This window comes from Cellulomonas wangleii (genome assembly GCF_018388445.1).
In the GTDB taxonomy this organism is placed as follows: Bacteria; Actinomycetota; Actinomycetes; order Actinomycetales; family Cellulomonadaceae; genus Cellulomonas; species Cellulomonas wangleii.
In genome coordinates, this window is the sequence record NZ_CP074405.1 from 1,867,757 (window position 1) to 1,884,928 (window position 17,172).

Below are 17,172 nucleotides of genomic sequence, written 5' to 3' on the forward strand. Positions count from 1 at the left end.
CCGCGCGGGCCGTCCCGGGCGGGCCTAGCGTGGTGGCGGGCCCGCGGGCCGGGCCCCGACGGGACCCCGTCGCGGACGGACGATGAGGAGCGGACCATGACCGAGTCGCAGGACGCCGCCAGCCGGCTCGCGGAGGCGAGCCGCATCGCGACCCAGGAGCTGCACAAGCAGGGCACCCCCGACTACGACCCGCGGGCGCACGAGCGTGCCGTGGAGGCCGAGCGCAAGGCCGCCGAGGCGCTGCGGGCGAGCCGCGAGAGCGACGCGGGCTGAGGCACGCGTCACCGACGAGGGGCGGTCCGGGGGCGGGCCGCCCCTCGTGGCGTGCCGACCGGTGTGTCGAGCCGTGTGTCGAGCCGTGTGTCGACCGGTGTGTCGACCTGTGCAGGGGACCGCCCCGACGCGGTACGATGTATCTTGACATCAAGATACTTGCTCGGGCATCCGCCCTCCCGCGTCCTAGGCTTGGCCGGGGGCAGGGCCCGGGAGCCGGGACGTGAGAGCCCGGACACAGCCAGCGAAGGAGCGCCAGTGAGCAGCGTCGACAGCTTCGGATCGAAGGGAACTCTCGAGGTCGGTGACGCCTCGTACGAGATCTACCGGCTCGGGGCCGTCCCCGGCGTGGAGCGGCTGCCGTACAGCCTGAAGATCCTCGCGGAGAACCTGCTGCGCACCGAGGACGGTGCCAACATCACCGCGGACCACGTGCGCGCGCTCGCGGGCTGGGACCCGCGGGCGCAGCCCGACACCGAGATCCAGTTCACTCCGGCGCGCGTCATCATGCAGGACTTCACGGGTGTGCCCTGCGTGGTCGACCTCGCGACGATGCGGGAGGCCGTGGCCGACCTCGGTGGCGACCCCGAGCGGATCAACCCGCTCGCACCCGCCGAGCTCGTCATCGACCACTCGGTCCAGATCGACGTCGCCGGGCGCCGTGACGCGTTCGCCCGCAACGTCGAGCTCGAGTACGAGCGCAACTTCGAGCGCTACCAGTTCCTGCGGTGGGGCCAGACGGCCTTCGACGACTTCAAGGTCGTCCCCCCGGGCACCGGCATCGTGCACCAGGTCAACATCGAGTACCTGGCCCGGGTCGTCATGGTCCGTGACGGCAAGGCCTACCCCGACACCTGCGTCGGCACCGACTCGCACACCACGATGGTCAACGGCCTGGGCGTGCTGGGCTGGGGCGTCGGCGGCATCGAGGCCGAGGCGGCCATGCTCGGCCAGCCCGTGTCGATGCTCATCCCGCGGGTCGTCGGCTTCAAGCTCTCCGGGACCATCCCGTCCGGCGTGACCGCCACCGACGTCGTCCTGACGATCACGCAGCAGCTGCGCCAGCACGGCGTCGTCGGCAAGTTCGTCGAGTTCTACGGCGACGGCGTCGCGTCCGTGCCGCTGGCCAACCGCGCGACGATCGGCAACATGAGCCCCGAGTTCGGCTCGACCGCCGCGATCTTCCCGATCGACGGCGTGACGATGGACTACCTGCGCCTGACGGGGCGCTCCGAGGAGCAGCTCGCGCTCGTCGAGGCGTACGCCAAGGAGCAGGGCCTGTGGCACGACCCGGCCGCCGCCGGGTACGTCGAGCCCGTGTTCTCCGAGTACCTCGAGCTGGACCTGTCGAGCGTGGTCCCGTCGATCGCCGGGCCGAAGCGCCCGCAGGACCGCATCGAGCTCTCGGCGGCCAAGGAGTCGTTCGCGACGACGATCGTCGACTACGTCTCCGACGCCGAGGCCGCGCCCTTCTCGGGCCTCGACGAGTCCGTCGCGGAGACGTTCCCCGCGTCCGACCCCATCGCGGCCGGCGAGCACGAGGACGACTCCGACAAGCCGGCCGACGTGCCGAACGGCGACGCCGCGCGCCGCCCGCACAAGCGCGTGCCCGTCGCGCTGGCGGACGGCACGACCACCGAGCTCGACCACGGGCACGTCGTCATCGCCTCGATCACGAGCTGCACGAACACCTCGAACCCGTCGGTGATGCTCGCCGCGGCGCTGCTGGCCCGCAACGCGGTCGAGAAAGGCCTGTCGGCCAAGCCGTGGGTCAAGACGTCGATGGCGCCCGGCTCGCAGGTCGTCACCAACTACTACGAGAAGGCCGGTCTGTGGCCGGCGCTCGAGAAGCTGGGCTTCCACCTGGTCGGCTACGGCTGCGCCACCTGCATCGGCAACTCCGGCCCGCTGGCCGACGAGATCTCGGCGGCCGTCAACGAGCACGACCTGTCGGTCGTGTCGGTGCTCTCCGGCAACCGCAACTTCGAGGGCCGCATCAACCCCGACGTGAAGATGAACTACCTCGCGTCGCCGCCGCTGGTCATCGCGTACGCGCTGGCCGGGACGATGGACTTCGACTTCGAGAACGAGCCCCTGGGCACCACCGAGGCGGGCGAGCAGGTCTTCCTGCGGGACATCTGGCCGTCGCCGGAGGACGTGCAGGCCACGATCGACGCGTCGATCGACCGCCAGATGTTCGAGTCCGACTACGCCGACGTCTTCGCGGGCGACGACCGGTGGCGCGCGCTGCCGACGCCCGAGGGCAACGTCTTCGACTGGGACGCCGACTCGACCTACGTCCGCAAGCCCCCGTACTTCGAGGGCATGGCCGCCACGCCGGAGCCCGTCACGGACATCTCGGGTGCCCGCGTGCTCGCCAAGCTCGGCGACTCCGTGACCACCGACCACATCAGCCCCGCCGGCTCCATCAAGGCGGACAGCCCGGCGGGTCAGTACCTCGCGGAGCACGGCGTGGAGCGTCGTGACTTCAACTCCTACGGCTCGCGCCGGGGCAACCACGAGGTCATGATCCGCGGCACGTTCGCCAACATCCGGCTGCGCAACCAGCTGGTGCCGGGCGTCGAGGGCGGGTTCACGGTCAACTGGCTCGAGGGCGGCACCGAGCAGACGACGATCTACGACGCCTCCCAGGCCTACCAGGCGGCCGGTGTGCCGCTCGTGATCCTCGGCGGCAAGGAGTACGGCTCGGGCTCGTCGCGCGACTGGGCGGCCAAGGGCACGCGCCTGCTGGGCGTGCGCGCGGTCATCACCGAGAGCTTCGAGCGGATCCACCGGTCCAACCTCATCGGGATGGGCGTGCTGCCGCTGCAGTTCCCCGAGGGCGAGAGCGCGGACTCCCTGGGCCTGGACGGCTCGGAGACGTTCGACATCGCCGGCGTCACGGCGCTCAACGAGGGCACGACGCCGCGCACGGTCAAGGTCACGGCCACCAAGCCCGACGGCTCGGTCGTCGAGTTCGACGCGGTCGTGCGCATCGACACGCCCGGCGAGGCGGACTACTACCGCAACGGCGGCATCCTGCAGTACGTGCTGCGCCAGGTGGCCGGGGTCGCCTGACCCCGCGTTCGTCGCAGCTCCCCGAGGGGGCGTCCCGCACGACGGGGCGCCCCCTCGGGCGCGTCGGGGGCAGTACCCGACGGTGGCGCGCCTGCTACCGTGCACGCCCCGCGCCGACGACCCGTCGGCGACAGCCGCGAAGAGGCAGGCATGAACGCAGGAGCGCGGGAGGCGCAGCGCCTCGCGCTGGTCGGGTGGCTGCTGGTCGCGTGGGGCGTGCTGCTGGTGGGCGTCGTCCTCCTGCAGCCGTGGGCCTCGTGCGAGGAGGAGGACTCGTCCGCGGGCTGCCCGGTGCCTCCGGAGGCCGCGCCGTACATGACGACCGTGCTCGTCGCCGCGCTGGTGGCGGTGCTGGCGGGTGTCGTGGTCCTGCGGACGGCCGACCGCGTCGGGCGTCCGTGACGCGTGGCCCGGCCGGTGCCGGCGCTCAGGCCGCCGCGACCTGCGCGGCGGTGTGACGGCCGACCGCGGCCATCAGCGGGTACTCCTCGGGGTGCGCGAGCAGGACCGGCACGTACGACACCGCCCAGGCCCGCGCCCGGACCCACGTCGCGGCGTCCCAGCGGTGCGCCTCCTGCGTCCGCGCCACGAAGGCCGCGCGCCCGGCCGCGTCGAACGTCATCCACGCGGTGGCGAGGTCGCTCGCGGGGTCGCCGGAGCACAGGTCGCCGAAGTCGATCAGGCCCGTCAGGTGGCCGCCCGCGGCCACGAGGTTGCCCGGGTGCGGGTCGCCGTGGACCCACACGGGGTCCCGGTCCCACGCGGGTGCGGCCAGGCCGGCCTCGAGTGCGTCGCGCAGGGCGGCGACGTGCGGGACGGCCTCCGTCAGGCGGGACGCCATGACCTCGTGCCGCTGCGCCAGGGGCACCCCGCGGTACGGGTTGGTGGGGGCGTCGGGCGGCGCGGGCCGGTGCAGCGCGGCCAGCGCGTCGGCGAGCTCCGTCGCCCAGCCGGTGCGGTCGGCGACGGGCGTCGCGGCCACCGGTGTGCCGGGCAGCCACGGCACGACGCTCCACGCCCACGGGTAGCCGTGCCCCGGGCGGCCGTCGCGGACCGGGCGGGGGACGGGCACCGGCAGCCGCGCGGCGAGGACAGGCAGCCACCGCTGCTCGCGCTCGACGAGCGTCGAGGACGTCTCCCGCACGGGGAACCGCAGCGCGAGGTCCTCGCCCAGTCGCCAGGTGAGGTTGTCCCAGCCGAACGTCCGCCCGTGCAGCGGCAGGTGCGCGAGGTCGGGGTGCTGCTGCACGAGCAGCGCACGGGCGAGCTCCGCGTCGACGTCGACCTCGATCATCGGGTGGCGGGGCAGCGGGGGCGTCGGCACGGGGCGACGCTACGTCACGGGCGCGCGGTCCGGTCCGAGGGTGGGGCGGTCGACTCCCGCCAGACGATGGTGGTGAGCGGGGGCAGCCCGTGGGGCGCCGGCTCGCCGTTCAGGGCGGCGACGAGCTGCCGCATCGCGCGCCGTCCGGCCTCGGCGCGGTCGGTGTCGACGGTCGTGAGCGACGGCGTCAGGTAGGGGCCGACGGGGGCGTCGTCCCACCCGGTGACGCTGACGTCCCCGGGGACGGACCACCCGCGCTCCGCGGCCCCGCGCATCACGCCGACGGCGACGAGGTCGTTGCTCGCGATGACGGCGAGCGGCGGTGCGTGGTCGGGCAGCGACCTGATCGCGTCGAGACCCGCCCGGCCGGACCAGTCGCCCTCGACCACGCCGAGCGACGTCAGGCCGAGGCGCTCGACGGTCGTCACGTACGCGTCGCGCCGCGCCACGGCGGACGCGTACTGCGACGGGCCCGCGACGTGGAGGAAGCGCGTGTGGCCGAGTGCGGCCAGGTGCTCGACGAACGTCGCGACCGGTGAGGCGTCGACGAGCTCCCCGGCGGCGTGCATGTCGTCGTCGAAGGTCTCGGACACCGCGACGGGGACGTCGGTCGGGGCGCGCTCGCCGACGGCGGGCAGGAGCGGGGTGAAGGACAGGACCCCGTCGAACAGGCCGGACCGCGCGAGCTCGAGGACGCGCTCGCTGCGTGTCTCGACGCTGCCGTCGACGTGCAGGACGTCCATCGCGTAGCCGGCGGCCTGCGCCGCGGCCGAGGCGCCGGCGAGCATGGCGGCGGGGTCGTAGGCGGGCAGGCCCATGACGGCCGCCACGCGTCCCGTGCGGCGGGTGCGCATCGCACGGGCGGCGAGGTTCGGCCGGTAGTCCAGCTGCTCGGCGGCCCGCCGGACGCGCTCGCGCGTCGCGGGGGAGATCGACCCCTTGCCGGCGAGCACGTAGGAGACGGTCGACTGCGCCACGCCTGCGAGGCGTGCGACGTCTCGGCTGGTGGCGCGCGGTGCGTCCATGTCGGTCCTCCGCCGCGGGTGGACTCCGGCCGGCCGGGACCGCCCCGGCACGGCGTGACGGCGTCACGGCTTGACGGGTGCACCCGTGGCCCGCATCCTACCGTGATACGTATCACCGCTGATACGTATCACGTGCCCGACGACCTCCTGGGTCGACGCGTCACGCGACCTCGTGTGCGTCGACAGCACGCACACCGGCAGCAAGGAGCCCGGACCATGCTCAACGTCGGCGTCGTCGGGACCGGCGGCATCGCGGCGGCGCACCTCGCGGGGTACGCGACGTTCCCCGAGGAGTGCCGCGTCGTCGCCCTGCACGACGTCGTGCCGTCGCGGGCGCACGACGCGAAGGCCGCCTTCGGGCTCCTCGACGCCGACGTCGTCACCTTCGACGAGCTCCTGGCACGCCAGGACGTCGACCTGGTGAGCGTCTGCACGCCGCCGTCGTCGCACCGGTCCCTCACGGTGGACCTGCTGCTCTCGGGCAAGAACGTCATGGTCGAGAAGCCGATGGCACCCTCGGTCGCCGCCTGCGACGAGATGCTCGCGGCCGCGCGCCGGGCCGGCAGGACGCTCAGCGTGGTCGCGCAGAACCGGTTCCGCAACGACCTGGCCGCGGTGAAGGAGACGGTCGACTCGGGACTGCTCGGACCGGTGTCGCACGCCCGTGTCGACTCCGCGTGGTGGCGGGGCACGCCGTACTACGACCTGGACTGGCGGGGCACCTGGCAGTCCGAGGGTGGCGGCCCCACGCTCAACCACGCGATCCACCACATCGACCTCCTGCTGTGGATGCTCGGGCGGCCCGAGCGCGTCACGGCCGTCATGACGAACGCCTGGCACGACAACTCCGAGGTCGAGGACCTCTCCGTCGCGCTGCTCGAGTGGGAGCGGACGATCGCGACGCTGACGGCGTCCGTCGTCCACCACGGCGAGGAGCAGGCCTTCGCGGTCCAGGGCCGCGACGCCGCCGTCGCCCAGCCGTGGTCGGTGCGGGCGGAGTCCGCCCAGCCCAACGGCTTCCCCGCACGCGGCGGCAACGCCGAGCTCGTCGCCCGCATCGAGAGGCTCGCCGCCGACCGCGTGCCGCTCGTCCACGAGGGGCACGCCGGCCAGGTCGGTGACGTGGTGGCCGCTCTCACCGCCGGCCGCGAGCCCGCGATCACGGGCGAGGACGGGCGCCGTACCGTCGAGGTGGTCACCGCCGTCTACCAGGCCGCGATCGAGCGCCGGCCCGTGGACCTGCCGCTCGATCCCGCGTCGCCGTGGTACACCGGCGAGGCCCTGCTGGCACGGGCCCCGCGGTACCACGAGAAGACCCGTGCGGTGGCGTCGCAGGAGGGCGTGATCTCCCTCGGCGGCTCGCCCGGCCCGCACGCCTGAGCCGACATCGTCACGGTCGTGCGGCCGGCGCCGCGGCGACCTCAGCCCGGCCTGCGGACCGCAGGCCCCGACGTCCGAGGAGCACGCCCGATGAGCAGGACCGACGGCTCGACCTACGCCCCCGACCCCGTCCCGGCACCCGTCGTGGGACCGGGGGAGTTCACCATCGCCGCGATCGGCCTGGACCACGGGCACATCTACGGCCAGGTCGAGGGCCTGATCGGTGCCGGCGCCGAGCTGGCCTGGGTCTACGACCCGGACCCGCGCAAGGTCGCGGCCTTCGCCGCCCGCCACCCGGGCGTCAGGATCGCGCGCAGCGAGGCCGAGGTGCTCGACGACCCCGCCGTCCACCTCGTCGCCGGCGCCGCCGTCACCTCCGAGCGCTGCGCCCTGGGCATCCGCGTCATGGAGGCGGGCAAGGACTACTTCACCGACAAGGCGCCGTTGACCACGCTCGAGCAGCTCGCCGCCGCGAAGGACGCCGTCGCCCGGACGGGGCGCACGTACGCGGTGTACTACTCGGAGCGGCTGCACGTGGAGACGGCCGTGTTCGCGTCGCAGCTGATCGCCCAGGGGGCGATCGGGCGCGTCCTGCAGGTCATCGGGACGGGCCCGCACCGCCTCGGCCGGGGACGCCCGGACTGGTTCTTCGACAAGGAGAGGTACGGCGGCATCCTGTGCGACATCGGCTCGCACCAGATCGAGCAGATCCTGCACTACACGGGTGCGTCGGACGGTGAGGTCGTCCGGTCGCAGATCGCGAACTACCACCACCCCGAGCACCCGGGCCTCGACGACTTCGGCGACGCGATGCTGGTCCTGGACAACGGTGCCACCGGCTACTTCCGGTGCGACTGGTTCACGCCGGACGGCCTGCAGGGCTGGGGTGACGGACGCACGATCATCCTGGGCACCGAGGGGTTCATCGAGCAGCGCAAGTACATGCAGCTCGGCGACCCGCAGGCCACCGGCGGTCACCTGTACCTCGCGAACGGTCACGAGGAGACCGCGTTCCACCTCACGGGCCAGGTCGGCTACCCGTACTTCGGCGAGCTAGTCCTCGACTGCCTGAACCGCACCGAGAACGCCATGACCCAGGAGCACACGTTCAAGGCCGCCGAGCTGTCGGTCCTGGCGCAGCTCCGGGCCGTCGAGCTCACCGGCCGCGGCTGAGCGTCGCGACCGCGGCACGTCGTGACGCGGCCGCGTCGGGCCCCGACGCGCCCGCGTCGGCGTGGCGTCAGGGGACGACGGTCCGCGAGCGGTCCCACGGGACCGACCAGCCCGCGGCGTCGAGCACGCCCGCCAGCACGAGCGCCGTGAAGCCCCACACGACGACACCCCCGTCGAGCTCGAAGGCGGGGGTGCGCACCCGCCCTCGACCCGCGGGGTGCACGACGACGCCGCGGCGTGCGGGGTCCACGAGGTCGGCCACCGGCGCCCGGAAGACGTCGACGGCCTCGCGGTGGTCCACCGCGACGACCCGTGACGGGCGGGCCCACCACGCCAGCACCGGGGTCACGAGGTTGTCGCTGACGGGCAGCGGGACGTCGGCCAGCGTGCCGAGCACCTCGACGCCCGACGGGTCCAGGCCGGTCTCCTCGACCGCCTCGCGCAGCGCGGCCGCCACGGGGCCGTCGTCCTCGGGGTCGATGCCGCCGCCGGGGAACGCGACCTGGCCGGGGTGGTGCGAGAGGGTCGCCGCCCGGCGGTGCAGCAGGACGTCGAGGTCGGCCGGCACGTGCTGCGTGCCGACCCGGGCCGGGGCGTCGTCCAGCACGCCGAACAGGACGAGGACGGCCGAGCGGCGTGCGCCGCTGCTGCGGGCGAGCAGGGCGGGGTCACCCGGCCAGGAGATCCCGTCACGGGCCACGCGCAGCAGGTCGGCGCGTGCACCCGCCGCGTCCGTGGGGCTCACCCGCGGGCCCGGACCTGCTCGGCGAAGGCCGCGAAGACGCGCTGCGCCGCGGGCACCAGCGTCGGCAGGTGGCGGGCACCGTCGGCACGCAGCGACTCGACCTCGTCGTCCGACATGCCGTCGACCATGTCCGGCGTGGCCAGCCAGAGGTCGAGCATGGCCACGTCGAGCTCGGGGTGGAACTGCACGCCGACCGCGCTGCCGGCCCGGAACGCCTGCACCTGCGTGGCGTCGGTGGACGCCAGGAGCGTCGCCCCGTCAGGGAGGTCCACCTCGTCGCTGTGCCAGTGCAGCACCGTCGGCTCCGCACCGACGGGGCCGAGCCCGCCCAGGACCGGGTCGTCGGCGACGACGCGCACGGGCGCGAAGCCGACCTCGTGGGACGTGCGGCGGTGCAGCCGCGCCCCCAGCGCGAGCGCCAGCAGCTGGTGGCCCAGGCAGACGCCGAGCACGGGCACGTCCGCGTCCACCGCCGCTGCGAGCAGCCCGCGCTCGGCGGCCAGGCCCGGGTGTCCCGCGACGTCGTCGGCGTCCATCGCCCCGCCCATGACGACCACCCCGGAGACGTCCGACAGGGCGGGCAGCCGCGGCTCGGCGACGTCGAGCACCGTGCGCACGGTGTACGGCACGTCCAGCGCGCGGGTGATCGCCCCGGGGCCCTCGTGCGGCGCGTGCGTGAGCACCAGGACCGGGCGCATCCCGCTCACCAGCCGTCGGGCAGGGGGCGACCCTCGTCGTACCCCGCGGCGGACTGGATGCCGACGACCGCCCGCTCGTGGAGCTCCTCGAGGTTCGTCGCACCGACGTAGGTCGCCGCCGAGCGCACGCCGGCCGTGATCTGGTCGAGCAGGTCCTCGACGCCCGGACGACGCGGGTCGAGGTACATCCGGGAGTGCGAGATGCCCTCCTCGTACAGCCCCTTGCGGGCCCGCTCGAACGCCGAGCCGCCCTGCGTGCGGGCCGCGACGGCCCGGGCGGACGCCATCCCGAAGCTCTCCTTGTACAGCCGCCCCTGGCTGTCGGTGCGCATGTCGCCCGGCGACTCGTGCGTCCCGGCGAACCACGAGCCGACCATGACCTGCGAGGCGCCCGCGGCCAGGGCGAGGGCGACGTCACGCGGGTGCCGCACGCCCCCGTCGGCCCACACGTGCCGGCCCAGCCGGCGTGCCTCGGTCGCGCACTCGAGCACCGCCGAGAACTGCGGACGGCCCACGGCGGTCATCATGCGGGTCGTGCACATGGCACCCGGTCCGACGCCCACCTTCACGATGTCGGCGCCCGCCTCCACGAGGTCCCGCACGCCCTGCGCGGTCACCACGTTGCCCGCGACGACCGGGACCTGCGGGTCGAGCGACCGCACCGCGGCCAGCGCGTCGAGCATCTTGCGCTGGTGGCCGTGCGCCGTGTCGACCACGAGCACGTCGACGCCCGCGTCGAGCAGGTCGGACGCCTTGGCCTTCACGTCGCCGTTGATGCCGACGGCGGCGGCGATCCGCAGCCGGCCGTGCGCGTCGAGCGCGGGCGTGTAGATCGACGACCGCAGCGCGCCGACGCGCGTCAGCACACCCACCAGGCGGCCGTCGGACACGACGGGGGAGAAGCGGCGCCGCGAGCGGTGGAGCTGCTCGTACGCGTCCTCCAGGCCGTGGGCGCCGCCCTGCTCGATGACGGCCAGGTCCACGGTCGTGGGGTCCGGCGTCATCACCTGGTCGACCTGGGTGAACATGTCCACGTCCCGGCAGTCCGCCTCGGTGACGACCCCCACCGGCCGGCCGTCGTCGACGACGACGGCGGCACCGTGCGAGCGCTTGGCGATGAGCGTCAGCGCGGTGTGGACGGTGTCGTCGCGGGCGACCACGGTCGCCGTCTCGACGACGGGGTGCCGCTCCTTGACCGACGAGACGACCTTGCGGACCACGTCGGTGGGTGTGTCCTGGGGGAGCACCGCGATGCCCCCGCGACGCGCGACCGTCTCGGCCATGCGACGGCCGGCGACCGCGGTCATGTTCGCGACGACCACGGGGATCGTCGTCCCCGTGCCGTCGCTGGAGGCCAGGTCGACGTCGAAGCGGGAGGTGACCTCGGAGCGGGACGGGACGAGGAACACGTCGCCGTACGTGAGGTCGGACGCGGCCGTGTGGCCGTCGAGGAAGCGCATGAGGGGACCCCTTTCCCAGGAATCCTAACGATCCGGCTGCGGACGCGGCACGGGGCCCGGCGGACCGGACCCCCCCCGGGTAGTCTCCCGCACATGCTGGTCGCGCTCACGGGGATCGGCCTGTCGGCCGCGGCGGGACTCAACGCCTACATCCCGTTCCTGCTCGTGGCGCTCCTCGCGCGGTTCACGGACGTCGTCGTGCTGCCGGCCGGCCTGGAGTGGATGCAGAGCGGCTGGGCGGTCGGTGTCGGAGCGGTGCTGCTCCTCGCCGACGTCGTGCTGGACAAGGTCCCCGCCGTGGACACCGTGAACGACGCCGTCCAGACGTTCATCCGGCCGGCCACCGGGGGCATCGTCTTCGCCGCCACGTCCGCGGCGGAGGATCTCGAGGCGTCGTCCTGGGTCCAGGAGAACCCCTGGGTGCCGGTCCTCGCCGGCATCGTCGTCGCGGGCCTCGTGCACGCCGGCAAGGCCGCCGCCCGCCCCGTCGTCAACGCCGGCACGGGGGGCCTGGGTGCACCCGTCGTCTCGACCGTCGAGGACGGCGCGGCGATCGGCCTGAGCCTGCTCGCCGTGTTCCTCCCCGTGCTCGTCCTGGTGGTCCTCGCCCTCGGGATCTGGGCGCTCGTCGTGCTGCGGCGCCGGTGGCGCGCACGGCGGGACGGGCGGGTGGCGCAGGACGGACCCCTGCGCGGCACCTAGAGTGGGAGGTCCGGCAACCGTCGGCACACCGCCGGAGGGACCGGCACGAAGGAGGCCCAGGTGGGGCTGCTCGAACGCATCTCGTCGCCGCAGGACGTGCGTCGGCTCACGACGCAGGAGGTCGACGCGCTCGCGGAGGAGATCCGCGAGTTCCTCGTCGACCAGGTCTCGCGCACCGGCGGCCACCTCGGCCCGAACCTCGGGGTCGTCGAGCTGTCCATCGCGCTGCACCGCGTCTTCGACTCCCCGCGCGACACGATCGTGTTCGACACCGGGCACCAGGCCTACGTGCACAAGCTGCTGACCGGGCGCCAGGACTTCACGTCGCTGCGCCGCCGGGGCGGCATGTCCGGGTACCCCAGCCGCTCCGAGTCCGAGCACGACGTCGTCGAGAACTCGCACGCGTCCACCGCGCTGTCCTGGGCGGACGGGATCGCCAAGGCACGGCAGCTGCGCGGCGAGTCCGACCGGCACACCGTGGCCGTCATCGGTGACGGTGCCCTCACCGGCGGCATGGCCTGGGAGGCGCTCAACAACATCGCCGCGGGCGTCGACCGGCGCCTCGTCATCGTCGTCAACGACAACGGGCGGTCCTACGCACCGACCATCGGCGGGCTCGCCCAGCACCTCGACTCGCTGCGCACCACACAGGGCTACGAGTCGGTGCTGACGTGGGGCAAGACCACCCTGCGCCGCTCCGGGCCGCCCGGGCGCCTGGCCTACGAGGCGCTGCACGGCCTGAAGAAGGGCATCAAGGACGTCGTCGCACCCCAGGGCATGTTCGAGGACCTGGGGCTGAAGTACATCGGCCCGGTCGACGGGCACGACGAGCAGGCCGTGGAACGTGCGCTGCGCCGGGCGCGGGCGTTCGGCGGGCCGGTGATCGTCCACGTCATCACCGAGAAGGGCCGCGGGTACACGCCCGCCGAGCAGGACGTGGCCGACCGCTTCCACGCGGTGGGCGTGATCCACCCCGAGACGGGGCTGCCGCTGGCGCCGTCGCGGTTCGGCTGGACCAGCGTCTTCGCCGACGAGATCGTGCGCGTCGGGCGGCGCCGGCCGGACGTGGTCGCGATCACGGCCGCCATGCTGCAGCCGGTGGGCCTCGCCCCGTTCGCCGCGGAGTTCCCGGAGCGGGTCTTCGACGTGGGCATCGCCGAGCAGCACGCCGCGACGTCGGCCGCCGGCATGGCCTTCGCCGGCCTGCACCCGGTCGTCGCCGTCTACGCGACGTTCCTCAACCGCGCCTTCGACCAGGTGCTCATGGACGTCGCGCTGCACCGCGCGGGCGTCACGTTCGTGCTCGACCGTGCCGGCATCACGGGCGACGACGGTGCGAGCCACAACGGCATGTGGGACCTGGCCATGCTGTCGATCGTCCCCGGGCTGCGGCTCGCGGCACCCCGGGACGAGCCGACGCTGCGCGCCGCGCTGCGCCAGGCGGTCGACATCGACGACGCGCCGAGCGTGGTGCGCTACCCCAAGGGCTCGATGGGCGACCCCGTGCCCGCGATCGAGGACGCCGACGGGGTCGACGTGCTGGCGCGGCACGAGGGCGCGGGCACGCGGGTGCTCGTCGTCGGGATCGGCGCCATGGTGTCCACCGCGCTCGCGGTCGGTGAGCTGCTCGCGGCCGACGGCACCGCGGTCACCGTCGTCGACCCGCGCTGGGTGCTGCCCGTGCCGGCCGCGCTCGTGAAGCTGGTGGGGGACCACGACCACGTCGTCACCCTCGAGGACGGGCTGGTCGACGGTGGCATCGGCGCGCTGCTGGCGCAGCGTGCGCGGGAGGCGAACGTGCCGACGCCCGTGCAGTCCTTCGGCGTCCCCGCAGTCTTCCTGGAGCACGCGTCGCGCGACGAGGTGATCGACGAGCTGCGGCTCACGCCCCACGACGTCGCGGGGGACGTGCTCGCGGCGCTGCGCGCGCGGGGGTGAACCGGCTCGTGTGGTGGGCGTCACCAGTGCCGCCGGGCCGCGGGGACAGAGGTCCCAAGACATCCCATCATTCCGTCCGTAGCGTCGTCTTCATCGACCCCGACCCAGGGAGAGCCTGATGACCATCACCGCCGCCGCCAGCGACCGCAGCGACACCGTCGTACCCGCGGCCTGGGAGGGCTTCGTCGCCGGACCGTGGACCGACCACGTCGACGTCCGCGACTTCATCCAGCGCAACTACACGCCCTACGAGGGCGACGCCGACTTCCTCGCCGGCCCGACGGCCCGCACCACCGGCATCTGGGGCAAGCTCTCGGAGATGTTCCCGGAGGAGCGCGCGAAGGGCGTCTACGACGTCGACCCGTCGACCCCGTCCACGATCACGTCGCACGCCCCGGGCTACATCGACGAGACGAACGAGCTGATCGTCGGCCTGCAGACCGACGCGCCGCTGAAGCGCGCGATCATCCCCAACGGCGGCTGGCGCATGGTCCAGACCTCGCTCGAGACCTACGGGTACGAGGCGCCGCAGGAGATCATCGACATCTTCACCAAGTACCGCAAGACCCACAACGCCGGGGTCTTCGACGTGTACCCGCCGAACGTGCGCGCCGCCCGCTCGTCGCACATCATCACGGGCCTGCCCGACGCGTACGGCCGCGGCCGGATCATCGGTGACTACCGCCGCGTCGCCCTGTACGGCGTCGACCAGCTGATCGCCGCCAAGAAGCTCGAGAAGGCGTCGCTCGACATGGAGCGCTCGGTCGAGGACGTCATCCGCGACCGCGAGGAGCTCGCCGAGCAGATCCGCGCGCTGGGTGAGCTCAAGGAGATGGCCGCGTCCTACGGCTACGACATCTCGCAGCCGGCGACCAGCGCCCGCGAGGCCGTGCAGTGGCTGTACTTCGGCTACCTCGCCGCGGTGAAGGAGCAGAACGGCGCCGCGATGTCGCTGGGCCGCACCTCCACCTTCCTCGACGTCTACCTGCAGCGTGACCTCGAGGCCGGTGTCCTCACCGAGGAGCAGGCGCAGGAGATCATCGACGACTTCGTCATCAAGCTGCGCATCGTCCGGTTCCTGCGCACCCCGGAGTACGACACGCTCTTCTCCGGCGACCCGACGTGGGTGACCGAGTCGATCGGCGGCATCGGCGAGGACGGGCGCCCGCTCGTCACGAAGACGTCGTTCCGCTTCCTGCAGACGCTCTACAACCTCGGTCCGGCCCCCGAGCCGAACATGACCGTGTTCTGGAGCGAGCGGCTGCCCGAGGGCTTCAAGCGGTTCTGCGCGCAGGTCTCCATCGACACCTCCGCGGTGCAGTACGAGTCCGACGAGCTGATCCGCGCCTCGTGGGGCGACGACGCGGCCATCGCGTGCTGCGTGTCCCCGATGCGGGTCGGCAAGCAGATGCAGTTCTTCGGTGCGCGCGTCAACACCGCCAAGGCGCTGCTGTACGCCATCAACGGTGGTCGTGACGAGATCACGGGCAAGCAGGTCGCCCCCGTCTCGGCGCCCGTCGAGGGTGACGTGCTCGACTACGACGACGTGCTCGCCAAGTTCGACAAGACGCTGGACTGGCTGGCGGAGACGTACGTCGACGCGCTGAACTGCGTGCACTACATGCACGACAAGTACGCGTACGAGCGCATCGAGATGGCGCTGCACGACCGCACCGTCCTGCGCACGCTCGCCTGCGGGATCGCCGGCCTGTCGGTCGTCACGGACTCGCTGTCGGCGATCAAGTACGCCAAGGTCACGCCCCTGCGGACGGCCGACGGCCTCATCACCGACTACGTGATCGAGGGCGACTACCCGACCTACGGCAACGACGACGACCGTGCGGACGACATCGCCGTGTGGCTCGTGCGGACCTTCATGGAGAAGATCCGCGCGGTGCCCACGTACCGCAACGCGCTGCACACCCAGTCGGTGCTGACGATCACGTCGAACGTCGTCTACGGCAAGAACACCGGGTCGACCCCCGACGGGCGCAAGCTCGGCGAGCCGTTCGCCCCGGGTGCCAACCCGATGAACGGCCGTGACACCCACGGCATGCTCGCCTCCGCGCTGTCGGTCGCCAAGCTGCCGTACTCGGAGTCGCAGGACGGCATCTCGCTCACCTCGTCGATCGTGCCCGCCGGGCTCGGCCGGACGAAGGACGAGCAGGTGACCAACCTCGTCGGTCTGCTGGACGCCTACGTGCTGTCCTCCGGCTACCACATGAACGTCAACGTGCTGAACCGCGAGACGCTCGTGGACGCCATGGAGCACCCGGAGAACTACCCGCAGCTGACGATCCGCGTCTCCGGCTACGCCGTGAACTTCGTGCGGCTCACGCGCGAGCAGCAGCTCGACGTGCTGTCCCGCACCTTCCACGGCGCGGTCTGACCCCCGTGACCCCGGCCCGGCGCGCTGACCGCCGGGCCGGGGTCGCACCCCCCTGCACCACCGACCCGTGCGAGGCCCTGATGAGCACCACCGCCGAGCAGACCGGCGCCCCGGTCGTCCCCCTCGGGATGCCGCTCGTCGGCGGCTCGCACACCCGCACGCAGGGGCACGGCACCGCCGGGCTGGAGGCCACGGAGGCCGAGCGCGGTGAGCGACTGGCCGCGGTGCGCGAGGGCCGGCTCGGCTCGGTGCACTCGTGGGAGCTCGTCACCGCGGTCGACGGGCCCGGGACGCGCCTGACGATCTTCCTGTCCGGGTGCCCGCTGCGGTGCCTGTACTGCCACAACCCCGACACCATGGAGATGCGGCGGGGCACCGACGTCACCGCCGACGAGCTCCTCACGCGCATCGCCCGCTACCGCGGCGTGTTCAAGGCCACCGGCGGCGGCATCACGATCTCCGGCGGAGAGCCGCTCATGCAGCCCGCGTTCGTGCGGCGCCTCGTGCGCGGCGCGGCCGCGATGGACGTCCCGGTCGCCATCGACACCTCGGGCTTCCTCGGCGCCCAGGCCACCGACGAGATGCTCGACGACGTCTCGCTCGTCCTGCTGGACGTGAAGTCCGGCCTGCCCGAGACGTACAAGCGGGCCACCGGCCGCGAGCTGCAGCCGACGCTGGACTTCGGCCGCCGGCTCGCCGCACGCGGCAACCGCATGTGGATCCGGTTCGTGCTCGTGCCCGGCCTCACCGACGCGCCCGAGAACGTCGAGGCCGTCGCCGACTACGTCGCCTCGCTGGGTGAGGCCGTCGAGCGCGTCGAGGTCCTGCCCTTCCACCAGATGGGCCGCGACAAGTGGGCCGACCTGGGCCTGACGTACGAGCTCGAGGACACCGAGCCGCCCACGCGCGAGGCCACCGAGGCCGTCCGCGACGTCTTCCGCGCCCGGGGCCTGACGACCTTCTGACACCCCCGCACGGTCGGGCTGG

Annotated in this window: 14 protein-coding genes; 9 read left to right on the forward strand and 5 right to left on the reverse strand. The window is 73.2% G+C overall.

Features of this window, described 5'->3' with window-relative positions; translation table 11 throughout:
- Positions 1-96: 96 nt before the first annotated feature.
- The 3 genes from KG103_RS08620 (at position 97) to KG103_RS08630 (ending at position 3,753) form a co-directional block, all read left to right on the forward strand.
- A complete protein-coding gene (locus KG103_RS08620) occupies positions 97-273 on the forward strand; it encodes a translation initiation factor 2 (RefSeq protein WP_207342073.1) in 177 nt (58 codons plus the stop codon).
- A 258-nt stretch (positions 274-531) separates the two neighbouring features.
- On the forward strand, positions 532-3,351 hold the full coding sequence (gene acnA / locus KG103_RS08625; protein ID WP_207342072.1) for an aconitate hydratase AcnA: 2,820 nt from the start codon (positions 532-534) through the stop codon (positions 3,349-3,351).
- 150 nt (positions 3,352-3,501) lie between these two features.
- Complete coding sequence (locus KG103_RS08630; RefSeq protein ID WP_207342071.1) at positions 3,502-3,753, forward strand: hypothetical protein; 252 nt, start codon at positions 3,502-3,504, stop codon at positions 3,751-3,753.
- 25 nt (positions 3,754-3,778) lie between these two features.
- On the opposite strand, the gene KG103_RS08635 is transcribed toward KG103_RS08630, so the two are convergent.
- Entirely contained in the window at positions 3,779-4,675 is an 897-nt protein-coding gene (locus KG103_RS08635) for an aminoglycoside phosphotransferase family protein (RefSeq protein WP_307860973.1), read from the reverse strand.
- A 14-nt stretch (positions 4,676-4,689) separates the two neighbouring features.
- A complete protein-coding gene (locus KG103_RS08640) occupies positions 4,690-5,700 on the reverse strand; it encodes a LacI family DNA-binding transcriptional regulator (protein ID WP_207342070.1) in 1,011 nt (336 codons plus the stop codon).
- Between the two features lie 216 nt (positions 5,701-5,916).
- Here KG103_RS08640 and KG103_RS08645 point away from each other — a divergent pair, with 216 nt between their 5' ends.
- Complete coding sequence (locus KG103_RS08645) at positions 5,917-7,080, forward strand: Gfo/Idh/MocA family protein (RefSeq protein WP_207342069.1); 1,164 nt, start codon at positions 5,917-5,919, stop codon at positions 7,078-7,080.
- A 90-nt stretch (positions 7,081-7,170) separates the two neighbouring features.
- Positions 7,171-8,253 carry a Gfo/Idh/MocA family protein gene (locus tag KG103_RS08650; protein WP_207342068.1) on the forward strand — a complete coding sequence of 361 codons (1,083 nt, stop codon included), beginning with the start codon at positions 7,171-7,173 and terminating at the stop codon, positions 8,251-8,253.
- 67 nt (positions 8,254-8,320) lie between these two features.
- On the opposite strand, the gene KG103_RS08655 is transcribed toward KG103_RS08650, so the two are convergent.
- Genes KG103_RS08655 through KG103_RS08665 form a run of 3 tightly spaced genes read right to left on the reverse strand, consistent with a single transcriptional unit; the run spans position 8,321 to position 11,156 of the window.
- A complete protein-coding gene (locus KG103_RS08655; RefSeq protein WP_207342067.1) occupies positions 8,321-8,998 on the reverse strand; it encodes an NUDIX hydrolase in 678 nt (225 codons plus the stop codon).
- A complete protein-coding gene (locus KG103_RS08660) occupies positions 8,995-9,696 on the reverse strand; it encodes a type 1 glutamine amidotransferase (RefSeq protein WP_207342066.1) in 702 nt (233 codons plus the stop codon). The genes KG103_RS08655 and KG103_RS08660 overlap by 4 nt, the downstream gene beginning before the upstream one ends.
- A gap of 5 nt (positions 9,697-9,701) precedes the next feature.
- Positions 9,702-11,156, reverse strand: a complete 1,455-nt coding sequence (locus tag KG103_RS08665) for a GuaB1 family IMP dehydrogenase-related protein (protein WP_207342065.1) — start codon at positions 11,154-11,156, stop codon at positions 9,702-9,704.
- Between the two features lie 93 nt (positions 11,157-11,249).
- Between KG103_RS08665 and KG103_RS08670 the strand changes: the two genes are divergently transcribed.
- From KG103_RS08670 to pflA, 4 genes are all read left to right on the forward strand, one after another.
- On the forward strand, positions 11,250-11,858 hold the full coding sequence (locus KG103_RS08670; RefSeq protein ID WP_207342064.1) for a DUF4126 domain-containing protein: 609 nt from the start codon (positions 11,250-11,252) through the stop codon (positions 11,856-11,858).
- Between the two features lie 60 nt (positions 11,859-11,918).
- A complete protein-coding gene (gene dxs / locus KG103_RS08675; protein ID WP_207342063.1) occupies positions 11,919-13,796 on the forward strand; it encodes a 1-deoxy-D-xylulose-5-phosphate synthase in 1,878 nt (625 codons plus the stop codon).
- A gap of 118 nt (positions 13,797-13,914) precedes the next feature.
- Positions 13,915-16,185 (forward strand): formate C-acetyltransferase, encoded by a 2,271-nt coding sequence (pflB, locus tag KG103_RS08680; RefSeq protein ID WP_207342062.1) that lies wholly within the window; start codon positions 13,915-13,917, stop codon positions 16,183-16,185.
- A gap of 80 nt (positions 16,186-16,265) precedes the next feature.
- Complete coding sequence (gene pflA, locus KG103_RS08685) at positions 16,266-17,150, forward strand: pyruvate formate-lyase-activating protein (protein ID WP_207342061.1); 885 nt, start codon at positions 16,266-16,268, stop codon at positions 17,148-17,150.
- The last annotated feature ends 22 nt before the right edge of the window (positions 17,151-17,172 follow it).

Excerpts from the sequence above, each read along its gene's own strand:
- KG103_RS08650 (WP_207342068.1), top strand. The coding sequence starts at position 7,171 with ATGAGCAGGACCGACGGCTCGACCTACGCCCCCGACCCCGTCCCGGCA.
- pflB (WP_207342062.1), top strand. The coding sequence starts at position 13,915 with ATGACCATCACCGCCGCCGCCAGCGACCGCAGCGACACCGTCGTACCC.
- pflA (WP_207342061.1), top strand. The coding sequence starts at position 16,266 with ATGAGCACCACCGCCGAGCAGACCGGCGCCCCGGTCGTCCCCCTCGGG.
- KG103_RS08660 (WP_207342066.1), bottom strand. The coding sequence starts at position 9,696 with ATGCGCCCGGTCCTGGTGCTCACGCACGCGCCGCACGAGGGCCCCGGG.
- KG103_RS08670 (WP_207342064.1), top strand. The coding sequence starts at position 11,250 with ATGCTGGTCGCGCTCACGGGGATCGGCCTGTCGGCCGCGGCGGGACTC.
- KG103_RS08645 (WP_207342069.1), top strand. The coding sequence starts at position 5,917 with ATGCTCAACGTCGGCGTCGTCGGGACCGGCGGCATCGCGGCGGCGCAC.
- KG103_RS08665 (WP_207342065.1), bottom strand. The coding sequence starts at position 11,156 with ATGCGCTTCCTCGACGGCCACACGGCCGCGTCCGACCTCACGTACGGC.
- KG103_RS08640 (WP_207342070.1), bottom strand. The coding sequence starts at position 5,700 with ATGGACGCACCGCGCGCCACCAGCCGAGACGTCGCACGCCTCGCAGGC.
- KG103_RS08620 (WP_207342073.1), top strand. The coding sequence starts at position 97 with ATGACCGAGTCGCAGGACGCCGCCAGCCGGCTCGCGGAGGCGAGCCGC.
- KG103_RS08630 (WP_207342071.1), top strand. The coding sequence starts at position 3,502 with ATGAACGCAGGAGCGCGGGAGGCGCAGCGCCTCGCGCTGGTCGGGTGG.